The following is a 12,526-nucleotide window of genomic DNA, read 5'->3' as shown; positions in this document are numbered from 1 at the left end:
GGTGTGACTTACAACGAAACATTAGACTACCTCTATCACCAGATGCCCGAATACCAACGGATCGGCGATAAGGCTTATAAACCCGGGCTTGAGAATAGCTTGGCATTGGATAAAATATTCGATCATCCTCATCGTCGATATAAAACTATACATGTGGGAGGAACTAACGGAAAGGGTTCCACTTCACACCTGTTGGCGGCCATATTGCAGGAGTCAGGTTACAAAGTGGGATTATACACCTCTCCACACCTGGTCGACTTCAGAGAAAGAATCCGCGTTAACGGTAAAGTGATCAGCCGTGAGTTCGTGATAGATTTTGTGGAGCAGTATAAAGAACAGTTCGAGCCTATCATGCCCTCGTTTTTCGAGTTGACTATGGAGATGGCTTTCCTTTACTTTGCCCAACAAGAAGTAGATGTAGCTGTGATTGAGGTCGGTCTGGGCGGACGGCTCGACAGTACCAATATCATTTCTCCCGACCTCAGCATCATCACCAATATCGGGTTCGATCACATGAAACAGTTGGGTAATACGTTACCGAAGATTGCTGCCGAAAAAGCAGGGATTATAAAACCATACACCCCTGTGGTAATTGGAGAAATGGGAAGTACCGACGTAACACAGGTTTTTATTGATAAGGCACAATCCGTAAGTGCCCCTATTGTCTTCGCAGAACTTTATATGAACAATTTCAAAACAGAGAGAGGCGAAGGTGGATGGTTGTTCAACGCCGACGGGTATCCTGGTGTAAAGGGTGGATTAAAAGGGCCGGCGCAGGACAAAAATACCCGGACAGTCTTGACGGCGGTAGAGGTACTCCTCGAAACCGGCTATGAAATTCCAAAAGAAGCCGTATATAACGGGTTCGCAAACGTAACCCATATTACCGGATTATCAGGACGATGGCAACAACTACAAACTTCTCCGAAAATTATCTGCGACATTGCACACAACGCTCACGGAATACGCTATGTGGCGGAACAATTGCAATCAGAAAATTTCAATCGGCTCCATATCGTATTTGGCATGGCAAACGACAAGGATATTGAACCGGTACTTTCCCTTTTGCCTCAGAAAGCAATTTATTATTTTACAAGGGCATCGGTAGAGCGCGCCTTAAATGAAAAAATACTGGCAAATCAGGCCGAAGCCCATGGATTAAATGGGAAAAGTTTTAGCAGCGTTAAAGAGGCCGTAGAAGCGGCAAAAGAAAATGCCGATAAAAACGATCTCATTTTCATCGGCGGTAGTTCCTTTATCGTAGCGGATGCGTTGTCGCTGTTTGCCTAATTACCAAATCATCACGAGACGGAAATTATAAGGAGGGAGAGATCCCTCAAATTCTGTTCCTCCAAACAAGTCTGAAGCCTGAATAAAGAATGCAACCGAGGGTTTCAACTCACCATCCTTTTTAAGTTGTATATCAAAACTAATTGTTTCGGTATATGAAGGATCCACGTCATCGTAAGATTGCACGTAAGGAAGCAATTTCTGCACTTCATCCACATTCTGGGTACCGATAAAAACATATCCTAACACGGCACCGATTTCATAAATATCTTCATTCAGTTCGGGCAGTTGATATACTGCTTCATAACGTTTGACTTCATCATTCCAACTCCAATGTCCCATTTCGACTGTTATATTCACAATCTCCCACTTCGTAAATTCAATATCCTCGTTATTCTGTCTCAACGCCTCTTCAATCATCCGCCTTACCTGTGCCTCAGTCAGGTAATCATCAGGATAATAAGGATCATCATCGGAGCAGGAATAGCCACCAAGCAACACCACGGCAAAAAGCAATGAAGCAATTGCTGTTTTAAATAAATTTCTTCTCATATAGTTTTTTATTATTGTGCCTCAGATTGAGCACAAATATAGGTATTTTATTTAAAACACACGTTGAATCTCACCAAATTAATGCAAGTCGAAATACATATGGCGTTCTTGCTTCAGTGTCTTGGATACCATCAGCCGGTGCAATATAAAATGTCACCTTTTTGGTCAAAAAACTATATTCATAACCCAATGTTTCCGTAAAATAAGTGCCATCGTTTAAAAAAACACGTCTCGTAAATGGCAATTGCGTCTGCACTTCATCTTCATTTTGCACCCCTAAAAAGACATAACCAATCACTGCTCCACTTTCGTAGATAAACTCACTGATATATTTCATTGGTTTTACCGCTTCCCATCTTTCATTCTCTGGATTCCAACTCCATTCCGACGCTTTCACTTCATAATCCTGGATATCCCATTGCGTTTCATCTATATCGTCACTACATGATGCAGTAAAAAAGGCGATGCCTAAAAAGAGTAAAGCTACAAACAACGAGGAGAATAATTTTCTTTTCATAATTAAGTGTTTTAATGCCTGAAGGCTTTTATGTATGCTTCGACTTGAAAAAAGTCTTTACGTTTAATGTAGAACAGCAAAAGAGGGAAAAAGTTTAACTTCTTTTCCCTCGCCATACACCTGCCTGATTGAAAACAGCGCGTCCTATCCTATAATCCCGGTGAAGGATATTACCTTCCTCCCAGAAATCCTCCGAGGATATCGTTTAAAGGATTACCATCGCCATCTTTATCCAGCGCACTGCCTAACATATCCATGATACCTCCCCCTGATCTACTCTTTTGTTGGCCGCCACCTAAAAGACCTCCCAAAAGGTCACCCAAACCACCCGCACCGGTATTGGTCTGTCGTTTTTGTTTTCCCAGATAAGCCATCACAACAGGTGCGAGCATCGCCAGCAAAGGAGCTACTTTATTCATACTGACGCCTGTCTTTTGCGAAATCCCCTGTTCTACAGAGGAAAGATTGTTCCCGAACACATGCCCCAGAATTCCGTTGCCATCCTGTTGCAACTCTTTTGTGTTCCCCTGCAATATGCCTGAAAGATTATTCAAAAGCGAACCGTCGTGTTTCGTTTCGAGCGCTTTGTTCAGGCTCTCCGCCCCATCGCTGGACTGTGCATTCCTGGTCATTCCGGCCAATAATGCCGGCACCGCCATATCGACTACCCCCGATGCTTCTTTCTCATTCATGCCGAGTTGGCCGGCCACACTTTTCACAATCGATTGCCCCATCGGGCTGTTTAATAATTCTGATAGATCCATTTGCGTGAGTAATTAAAAATAATTTTTCAAAGATAGGATTGTTTCAACAATTTCAGCCCTATTTGGTTTTGACAATTAAGGAGATGAGGAATAAAACCACATCCGGATCGTATCGGTATACAATTACTTTTCAACAATGAATTGCCTGCTGTAAAAAAAAATGTTATTTTTGTCTGGTTAATGAAGAAGATTTCAAGAAGATTTCAAGAAGATTTCAAGAAGTTAAGAAGTTCAGAATTCATTCTTAATTCTTAATTCTTAATTCTTCACTCTTAATTCTTCACTCTTTAATTGTCAATTATCCATTAATCAAGTCTTGCTTCTTGGTTCTAACAGTCTTGGTTCTTTATTCTTTACTCTTTATTCTTTATTCTTTGCTCTAAAAATATGAAACAATATCTTGACCTCTTGCAACGGGTACTCGACGAAGGCGTCAAAAAAGAAGACCGCACCGGAACCGGTACCATCAGTATCTTCGGGCATCAAAGTCGATATAAGATGAGCGACGGTTTTCCGGTGCTCACCACAAAAAAATTGCATCTGAAATCAATCATTCACGAACTACTCTGGTTCCTGAACGGGGACACTAATGTGAAGTACCTGAATGACAATGGAGTACGCATCTGGAACGAATGGGCGGACGAAAACGGCGACTTGGGACATATCTATGGATACCAATGGCGATCTTGGCCCGATTATAATGGCGGGCATATCGACCAGGTATCGCAGGCGGTCAATGCCATTAAAAACAATCCCGACTCACGTCGTATTATTGTCAGTTCGTGGAACGTGGCTGATATTCCCAATATGAACCTCCCACCCTGCCACGCTTTCTTCCAGTTTTATGTGGCGGATGGCAAACTGAGCCTGCAACTATATCAGCGTAGCGCCGATATCTTCCTGGGAGTACCGTTCAATATTGCGTCCTATGCATTGCTACTAAAAATGATGGCGCAAGTGACCGGGTTGGAGGAAGGAGATTTTATCCATACCCTGGGTGATGCCCATATCTATCTGAACCACCTCGAGCAGGTGAACCTTCAATTGTCGCGTGAACCACGACCATTACCCCAAATGAAGATCAATCCTGATGTGAAGGATATTTTCAGCTTCCGTTTCGAAGATTTCGAACTGGCCGGCTATGACCCACATCCACATATTAAAGGTGCCGTGAGTGTATGATGAATGATAAAAAACCACATATTGCCATTGTCGTCGCGCTCGATGAGCAAAACGGTATCGGGCGTAAGGGCGGACTGCTTTGCCACCTTCCCGGCGACTTGAAACATTTTAAGGAACTTACCACCGGACATAGCATCATCATGGGACGAAAGACCTACGAGTCGTTACCCAAAGGGGCACTTCCCAACCGCACGAATATAGTGATTACTTCCGATAAGGAGGAAAATTACCCTGGATGTGTCGTGGTGCCTTCTCTCGAGGCAGCGCTGACCCATTGCAAGAATGAAGATACGGTTTTTATTATCGGTGGCGGACAACTCTACCGTTCGGCATACCATTTGACCGATACACTTTACCTTACCCGTATCCATCATACATTCGACGATGCCGACACCTTCTTCCCGGAAATAAATATCAACGAATGGGAGTTAATTCATCAAAAAACCAATAAGGCGGACGAGAAGCATCCATATAATTATTCGTTTGAGACCTATTTAAAAAAGAGATGATATAAAATGGAGGTGAACAGTTGGCAAGAATTTCTGCGGGGCGACGAAAATGCTTTTTCGGAACTGTACCGCAGTTATTTTAATGAACTCTTTGCGTACGGCTTAAAAATCGGTTTCGATGAAGAGGCCTGCAAGGATGCCATCCAGGACGTATTCTATAAAATATACGTTTCCCGCAACCAGCTAAATCACATCAGAAATATAGAATCCTACTTGCTCCACTGTCTGAAAAACAGATTATTTGATATCCACAATCTGGAAACTAAAATTGATCATATCGATTATAACGACATCATTACGGAGAATGAAAGCAGCGTGGTTGAAAAGATCATTGAAAAGGAAACGAAATTACTGCTGAAGGATAAAATCAAACAATCATTAAAAATTTTACCGCCGAAACAAAGAAGAATTATCTATTATCATTATCAACTCAATCTATCATTCGATGAGATCGCTGCATTGCTGAACATGCAACCTGAAGCTGTAAAAAAATCGACCTACAGAGGGCTACAGAAAATGAGAGAAAACCAACAATTGAAGAACCCCATACGCTCTTTCTTATATCTCTTTATATAATTAAATTTAGTTATTATTTATTAAAATCATATTTGATTTACATTTTTTTGATATTTTTGAGACGAGAAAGCCATAAATATATCATAATGACTTTTTTGTGTAATGACCTTTAATTCAAATCTAAATATGTATGCCTATGGGAGAAAGTAAAGTTACAAAATATCAGACAATATGGCGGATTACTCACCCTAATGTGTGTTTTGCTGTTACGACGTGCTGCGTAACTAATTAGTAACAAATTAAAAACAAAAGTATGCAAGTAAAGAATCCATCAAAATTATTTCTTTTGAAAAGGGATAATAAATTTTTAACAATTATGAGATATTGTATTTTAATTACTTTCGTCTCTGTTTTTTCCGTTACAGCAGGAAATATACAACCTGAATCCGGGACAGAGAGCACCGAATTGAAAAACGTAATACCGGAAAATGCAGCTGTTAAGGCACAACAAACCGGGAAAACAATTACCGGCATAGTAAAGGATATACATGGACAGCCCATTATCGGGGCCAATGTCATTGAAGAAGACACTTCGCCCAACGGGACTGTCACAGATATCTACGGAAAATTCGTCCTACAGGTAGGCAATAATGCTACTATCCGCATCTCTTATATTGGCTATTTGCCACAGACCATCCATAGCGCAGAAAGGTCTTATTTCGATATTACGTTAATAGAAGACTTCCAAGCTTTGGAAGAAGTAGTGGTAACCGCCATGGGTATTAAAAGGGAAAGGAAAGCATTAGGGTATTCCGTATCCGATCTGAACTCAGAGGAGTTAATGAAAAATAAAAACACCAATGTGGTGAATTCCCTGGCAGGTAAGATCCCCGGGGTAAATATCACCCAAAGTAGCGGTGCAGCCGGAGCCGGAGCAAATATTACTATCCGTGGAGGGAACTCCACATCGGAAGGTCGTGAAAATCAGCCACTTTTCGTGGTTGACGGCATCATTTATGATAATTCAACTTCAGTGGTAGGAAATAGCGCTACCGACGGCATGACACGCAGTAACACCACTTTCTCCAACCGTGTAATGGATATCAACCCTGAAGATATTGAAACAATGTCGGTATTGAAAGGGGCTGCGGCAGCCGCCCTTTATGGTTCACGCGCAGCCGATGGCGTCATTGTGATCACCACAAAGAAAGGCACGGAAGGCACTGTGAAAATTGACGTATCCAGCAAACTGAGTTCCTCCTGGTCCACCAAATTACCTGAAACCCAAAAAGAGTTCGGTCGCGGGTACTATGAAAATAATGGCGTATTCAATGATCTTACCTATAAGTCGTGGGGGGAGAAAATCGGAGCCGGCACTACCCTATATGACAATATCGGGAATTTTTTCAAAAATGCAGTGGTATATGACAACAATATAAGTATCTCCAGCGGTAACAACAACGGCTCTTTCTATTTGTCGGCTTCTAATTATGACCAGAAAGGGATTGTGCCTGAAACCGGGTATGACAAAACTACGTTCCGTTTCAATGGAGAACAGAAATATGGGCGACTCACCGTCAATGCCAACGCAGCCTACTCAATTGCCAATACAAATAAGACACTGACTTCCGCAGGACTGTGGGACGGAGGAGGAAACGGCACGATGACGGCCCTTTATAGTTGGCCGTTGACCGAAGACATGTCGAAATATCTAAACGAAGACGGCACCAAATATCGGTTGTTTGAAGGACGCTGGGATCTGGCTGACGACAAGGAGAATCCCTACTGGATCATCAACAAGAATAAAATGACGGATAAGACCGATCGTTTTACCGGGTCACTGGCAGGAGCTATGGAGATCACCGACTGGTGGAACGTATCGGCACGGGTAGGATACGATCAATATACGACAAAAGCTTATACATACGTGGCCCCCGGATCAGTGGTGAAGGAAATATACCAAAACGGCCGTTTGAGTAAAAGTGACTATGGCTATACCTATATCACTACTAATATCATGACCAATTTCCATAAGGCTTTGCATGATTTTGACTTCAATCTCTTGTTCGGAAATACGACTGAAAGCACGGAACGGTTAAACCAGACCCACTGGGGGTATAATTTTATTACAGCCGGCACTGTTAGCTTCGCCAATATTTCCAAAGAGAACCAGTTCTTTACCGATGCCACCATCAAGAAACGGCTGGTGGGCGTCTATGGAGAGTTTCGTGCATCTTACAAAAGTATGGCTTATCTCACCGTAACGGGACGTAATGACTGGTCGTCAACCCTGCCTATCGATAATCGTTCCTATTTTTACCCCTCTGTCAGCGGGTCATTTGTATTTACCGAATTAATGCCTAAAAACGATATTCTTTCGTTCGGAAAGATCCGTGCCAGCTGGGCTCAAGTGGGTAAAGACGCCAATCCTTATGCAACGCTTACTTACCTCACCAGTCCCTTTACCTTTGGTTCGTATGTAGGTGTGGGTAATCAGTACGTAAGCGGAAATGCTTATTTGAAACCGGAGATACAGAAAGCATGGGAAGTGGGAGGAGAATTCAGGTTCCTGAATGGACGGATCGGACTGGATTATACTTACTACCATAGCAAGACTTCCAATCAGATAGCCTCCCCCCGCCTGTCAAATGCCAGCGGGTATATCATGTCGTCTATTAATTCAGGCTCTGTCATCAACAAGGGGATGGAAATCGCGATTACGGGTAAACCCATTGTAACACCTTATTTTGAATGGGATATCACTTTAAATGCTTCCTACAATCGAGGGAAACTGGGTGAATTCCTTGCCGGTGTGGATATCTTCTACCCCACCGACGCGCAGTTCGGCACCGTCAAGGCAGCCTCCATTCCTAACGGGGGTAATTTCCTGGCCTTGATAGGGTCACGGTATGCTTATGAAACGAAAGGAGAAGATGGTCAGGAAGAGGAGGTTATCGATGGCCGTTACCAGGTAGATCCCACCACGGGACTCTATAAAGTAGCAAGTACCTCAAACGATGTGGTCGGCAACAGGGAACCTAAATTTATTGGAGGGCTCAATAATTCTTTCAGGTACAAGGACCTGACATTCTCGTTCCTGCTCGATCTGCGCATAGGGGGCGACGTATATAACGGTACGGAATACTACATGGTCACCAACGGATTGTCTAAAAGAACCCTGGAAAATGGTCGTGAATATGTAACCGTAACGGGGGTAAACAGTGTGACAGGCGAGGATTTCAACCAGACTTATCATGTAGACCAACAATATACGATCAGTGGTACCACCTATTCGGGAAAAGCCATGATACAAAAGTACTGGGATAATTATGCTTCCAATTCGTATCACTTCATCACATCCGTCAACTGGTTAAAGTTACGTTCAATGGCGATTAGTTATGACTTCACCAAAATGATCAAAAACCGGCATGTTATCAAAGGACTTGCGGTAACCTTAACAGGAACCAACTTGCTCACGTTGACAAATTACAAGGGAATGGATCCGGAAGTAAGTACAGCCGGCGGGACAGGTGGATCCGGAGCAACCGGTATAGATTATTGCAGTGTCCCTGCCACTTCCAGTTTCACCTTTGGTGTAAATGTCACATTTTAATAATGAAAAAACAGAAAATTATGAAAAATCTAAAATATTATATTGTGTTGGCAGGCATCGTATTATACACCACTTCCTGTAACGATTGGCTGGATGTAAATAATGACCCCGACTCGCCCAATAACAAAAGCGCCGTGGTATCAAACAGGCTGCCATGGATCCAGAAATTCTATATGTATTCTGCCGGTGTCACCAACATGCGCACCGCGTGCCAGGCCGGGGTCTATTACAGTAACAATACGAACAACAACCATTTAGGCGTCACCTGGGCTTGTCAACCGGGTTCAACCACAACGCCCTATCAAACATGGTTCGTTTCGTCAGCTGCCAACCTGAACGACCTCTATAACAAAGCACAGGAAGAAGGCGCTTACCATTATATGGCAGCCGCCAATGTGATGCATGCATTGGGCTTTATGGAAATGTTGGATCTCTATGGCGAGATACCCTATACAGAAGCATTGGCCTCCTCTCCAAGCCCTGCGTATGATGACGGGAAAACTGTTTTCAACGGTTGCATCACCAAACTGGATGAAGCGATCGAACTATTGAGCCGGAACCAGGAAGTAACCGCTGAAAGTCTTTCATCGGGGGATATATGGAACGGGGGCGATGTAAACAAATGGCTGAAACTCTGCTATGGATTAAAAGCCCGTTACCTGCTGAAACTCTCCAAAAAAACAGACTTATATGATCCCGAGGCTATCTTGGACTGCCTCTCCAAAGGGCCGCAATCCAACACCGATAATACCTTTGCCCGTTGCTATAATAGCACTTCAGACGTGCTTGACTACCTGTTCTTCGACCCTGTCATGACCAACGGCAATTGGGATTACGCCGCGTATGGCAGCAACCAGCGTATTGGCAAATATTACTACGATCTACTGATAGACATGCGGGGTTCGGGAGTGGAAGATCCCCGTATGACCAAGATTGTGCCAGCATCGATGAGTAATATCAAGTTAAGTGCCGAGAATAAAGTCCAGGAGTTTGAATGGCTACGCTCCGAAGGTGTGGATGTATATGGTGATGCCACCCGGCTGGTTGCAGGAGGAGCCACATCTATCCAGATTGCGACCTATGCAGACGTCGACAAGGAGATTAAATATACGATTGAGGATAATGCCGACCGTACGGCCTTTATCGCGGCATTGGCCGGAAAACCCTATACGGTCAGTGGAAATGACGTAACTGTTACTTATAAAACCGGATCGGTATATGTGAACAGCACCAATTACAAATATGCAGGTGACACCGTATATGTCAATTTACGTAGCAATTCGGTACAGACCGGGAATGCAGACGTGGGAGAATTGGATATGAACTGGTATTTCACCACCCAGTCCAAGTCGCACGGAGCAGTGGGATCTACCGGCTCGTTCCAGGTCAGGCCGAATTCGGACCAGGAGATATTGACCTATCACGAGATGTGTTTTATCAAAGCCGAAGTGTATATGCGGAAAGGAGATCAAAGCAATTCCCATAAAGCATATCAGGATGGGATCAAAGCCCATATCGACATGATGCAGGATAAACTGACCGAATGGAAAGCTGCCGGGCATACCAATCCCGATATGTGGCCCATGGATGAAAGTGCCATCGCGACATACCTCTCCAGTGATGCTGTTTGCCAGGACGCCGGAAGCCTTACCATGGCCGACATCATGCTGCAAAAATACCTCGCCATGGGTTGTAGCGTCGAAAACTGGAACGATATGCGCCGTTTCAATTACAGTGCCGGCAATATTGACAATTTTGGCGTTGTGTATCCCGGCTATGACCGCAGCCCGTTGTTTGCGGGACAAGCCGAAATCATTGGTTCATCCAAGACCGACCCCACCTATTGGATGCGCCGGTGGAGATTACCCGACACACTTGAATTGAGATACAACTCCACCAATGCAAAAGAGGCCAATGCCAATGCTTTGGAGAAATATATCTGGAGTTGTCCTGTCTGGTGGGATTGCGCTACCGACAATGAATATTTTGGTTATATACAGTCCACTCTCAATTAGAGGATAAGAGATAAACTAATTTTTCAAATAACCGACAGGGCAATTTCTTAAAAGTTGCCCTGTCCTTTTTTCACCAAGTCCTTCTTTGTTCCGAAGACGCCCATTTTTAACTATACAAGGTTAAAATTCACTAATATTGTCCTTGTTTTGTCCTTTGCACAGTCTTTATAATATAATAAAAAAGAGCTCGGAATGAATTATAAGGACTTCTTAAGCGATGACCTTTTCGTATACTGGAGGATTCACCCCTCCAAGGAACTGAATACCTTTTGGGAAAGTTTTATCAGGGAAAACGGAGAGCACGGAAAAGCATTCAATGAAGCAATTGAAATATTCGAACAGATACGTAACGAACAAGACTTGTTGCTGACTGCAGATGCGTCTTTATTGCAGGCCCTGAAAAGCAGGATCAAAAAAGAAAAGAAGCGGAAACTGAGGATTGTCTTCATCTCTGCCGCCGCGGTATTGCTCCTTACGTTCATATCCACCCTTTTTATGCTATACGAAAAACCCGAAGATACGCTACAACAGTTATCCATCATAGGTGAAGTGAAGGACAACAGCAATATCCAACTTTTTACCGGCAATGATGTTTTGGAAATAGACAACAACTCCACCCTGAGCTTATCCGAAAAGAAACATAGTGCGGTCATTCAACATCCACTTGCAAAGAAAGAAATCGATTTGAACGACAGCCAGGTAAACACACTCGTGGTTCCCTACGGAAAGAGATCTACATTGATATTGGCCGATGGTACGAAAGTACATTTGAATTCCGGCACGAAGATGAAATTTCCGACCTCATTCTCCGGGAAAAGAAGAGAAATCAGGATAGAAGGAGAGATTTTCATTGATGTGGCAAAAAACAAAACACCATTTGTAATACAGACACCACAATCTCAAATCACCGTATACGGTACATCTTTCAATGTATCCTCCTATTCAGAAGACGCAAGGGAGTCGGTTGTACTGGTAAACGGTTCGGTGGAAGTGAAAAGCGAAAACAGCACTTTACGGCTTAATCCCAGTGAAATAGCTGAAATCGAAAACGGAGCAATCCTCCGTAAAAAAGTGGATGTCTCCGATTATATCGGTTGGACAAACGGTTATATGCAATTCAACAAGTCCCCCCTCAATGAGGTATTGAAAAAAATAGGAAGGTATTATAATGTTGAGTTCCAATATGCCCGGGATCTGGATATGAACAACCAGACTTGCTCTGGGAAATTATTCCTTTCGGAGAATTTAGATGATGTTTTGGAAGCTTTTTCAAAGATGACTTATTTACAATATGATAAACAAGGTGATACCACCATATCCATCAGGAAATAACCAGAAAATCAGTATTATTCACTAAAAAAAATGATGTATGCCTATGAAAGATAAAGAATGAAAAAAGTCGAATAATGCGGCAACATTATTCGACCAAAGTGTAAATTTTGTTGGTACAAAATCTACGAAGTGAACCTAATTTATTGGTAACAAATTAAAATTCAACACAAAGATATGCAAGAAAAGTATAACTGTGAATTATTTGCCAAAAAAACAAATGGCAAATTTTTAAAAAT

At 42.9% G+C, this 12,526-nt stretch carries 10 protein-coding genes; 7 read left to right on the top strand and 3 right to left on the bottom strand.

Annotated elements, in window-relative coordinates; translation table 11 throughout:
- Nucleotides 1-3: 3 nt before the first annotated feature.
- Nucleotides 4-1,290: a bifunctional folylpolyglutamate synthase/dihydrofolate synthase gene (locus ABV001_RS15550; RefSeq protein ID WP_352423655.1), complete on the top strand. Its 1,287-nt coding sequence runs from the start codon at nt 4-6 to the stop codon at nt 1,288-1,290.
- Here the strand turns inward: ABV001_RS15550 and ABV001_RS15545 are convergent, their stop codons facing one another.
- From ABV001_RS15545 to ABV001_RS15535, 3 genes are all read right to left on the bottom strand, one after another.
- A complete protein-coding gene (locus tag ABV001_RS15545; protein WP_323424955.1) occupies nt 1,291-1,842 on the bottom strand; it encodes a hypothetical protein in 552 nt (183 codons plus the stop codon).
- A 70-nt stretch (nt 1,843-1,912) separates the two neighbouring features.
- The gene (locus ABV001_RS15540; protein ID WP_352423654.1) at nt 1,913-2,359 is read right to left on the bottom strand and encodes a hypothetical protein; all 447 of its coding nucleotides are present in this window, start codon (nt 2,357-2,359) and stop codon (nt 1,913-1,915) included.
- 170 nt (nt 2,360-2,529) lie between these two features.
- On the bottom strand, nt 2,530-3,123 hold the full coding sequence (locus tag ABV001_RS15535; RefSeq protein WP_352423653.1) for a DUF937 domain-containing protein: 594 nt from the start codon (nt 3,121-3,123) through the stop codon (nt 2,530-2,532).
- A gap of 387 nt (nt 3,124-3,510) precedes the next feature.
- Between ABV001_RS15535 and ABV001_RS15530 the strand changes: the two genes are divergently transcribed.
- The 6 genes from ABV001_RS15530 to ABV001_RS15505 all read left to right on the top strand — a co-directional run bounded on the left by ABV001_RS15530 (nt 3,511) and on the right by ABV001_RS15505 (nt 12,290).
- A complete protein-coding gene (locus tag ABV001_RS15530; RefSeq protein WP_352423652.1) occupies nt 3,511-4,305 on the top strand; it encodes a thymidylate synthase in 795 nt (264 codons plus the stop codon).
- Nucleotides 4,302-4,814: a dihydrofolate reductase gene (locus ABV001_RS15525; RefSeq protein WP_352423651.1), complete on the top strand. Its 513-nt coding sequence runs from the start codon at nt 4,302-4,304 to the stop codon at nt 4,812-4,814. Before ABV001_RS15530 ends, ABV001_RS15525 begins: the two co-directional genes overlap by 4 nt.
- A gap of 6 nt (nt 4,815-4,820) precedes the next feature.
- Nucleotides 4,821-5,390 carry an RNA polymerase sigma factor gene (locus ABV001_RS15520; protein ID WP_352423650.1) on the top strand — a complete coding sequence of 190 codons (570 nt, stop codon included), beginning with the start codon at nt 4,821-4,823 and terminating at the stop codon, nt 5,388-5,390.
- Between the two features lie 316 nt (nt 5,391-5,706).
- Complete coding sequence (locus ABV001_RS15515) at nt 5,707-8,943, top strand: SusC/RagA family TonB-linked outer membrane protein (protein WP_352423649.1); 3,237 nt, start codon at nt 5,707-5,709, stop codon at nt 8,941-8,943.
- A 20-nt stretch (nt 8,944-8,963) separates the two neighbouring features.
- On the top strand, nt 8,964-10,958 hold the full coding sequence (locus ABV001_RS15510; RefSeq protein ID WP_352423648.1) for a SusD/RagB family nutrient-binding outer membrane lipoprotein: 1,995 nt from the start codon (nt 8,964-8,966) through the stop codon (nt 10,956-10,958).
- Between the two features lie 192 nt (nt 10,959-11,150).
- Nucleotides 11,151-12,290 carry a FecR family protein gene (locus ABV001_RS15505; protein ID WP_352423647.1) on the top strand — a complete coding sequence of 380 codons (1,140 nt, stop codon included), beginning with the start codon at nt 11,151-11,153 and terminating at the stop codon, nt 12,288-12,290.
- Nucleotides 12,291-12,526 lie beyond the last annotated feature (236 nt).

The organism is Proteiniphilum sp., assembly GCF_040307845.1.
GTDB lineage: Bacteria > Bacteroidota > Bacteroidia > Bacteroidales > Dysgonomonadaceae > Proteiniphilum.
The sequence above is the reverse complement of the archived record's forward strand: the minus strand, read 5'-3'. Positions and strand labels throughout refer to the sequence as shown.

What these genes read in the sequence shown, in the direction of transcription:
- ABV001_RS15540 (WP_352423654.1), bottom strand. Translation starts at nt 2,359, where the DNA reads ATGAAAAGAAAATTATTCTCCTCGTTGTTTGTAGCTTTACTCTTTTTA.
- ABV001_RS15520 (WP_352423650.1), top strand. Translation starts at nt 4,821, where the DNA reads ATGGAGGTGAACAGTTGGCAAGAATTTCTGCGGGGCGACGAAAATGCT.
- ABV001_RS15505 (WP_352423647.1), top strand. Translation starts at nt 11,151, where the DNA reads ATGAATTATAAGGACTTCTTAAGCGATGACCTTTTCGTATACTGGAGG.
- ABV001_RS15545 (WP_323424955.1), bottom strand. Translation starts at nt 1,842, where the DNA reads ATGAGAAGAAATTTATTTAAAACAGCAATTGCTTCATTGCTTTTTGCC.
- ABV001_RS15535 (WP_352423653.1), bottom strand. Translation starts at nt 3,123, where the DNA reads ATGGATCTATCAGAATTATTAAACAGCCCGATGGGGCAATCGATTGTG.
- ABV001_RS15530 (WP_352423652.1), top strand. Translation starts at nt 3,511, where the DNA reads ATGAAACAATATCTTGACCTCTTGCAACGGGTACTCGACGAAGGCGTC.
- ABV001_RS15515 (WP_352423649.1), top strand. Translation starts at nt 5,707, where the DNA reads ATGAGATATTGTATTTTAATTACTTTCGTCTCTGTTTTTTCCGTTACA.
- ABV001_RS15510 (WP_352423648.1), top strand. Translation starts at nt 8,964, where the DNA reads ATGAAAAATCTAAAATATTATATTGTGTTGGCAGGCATCGTATTATAC.
- ABV001_RS15525 (WP_352423651.1), top strand. Translation starts at nt 4,302, where the DNA reads ATGATGAATGATAAAAAACCACATATTGCCATTGTCGTCGCGCTCGAT.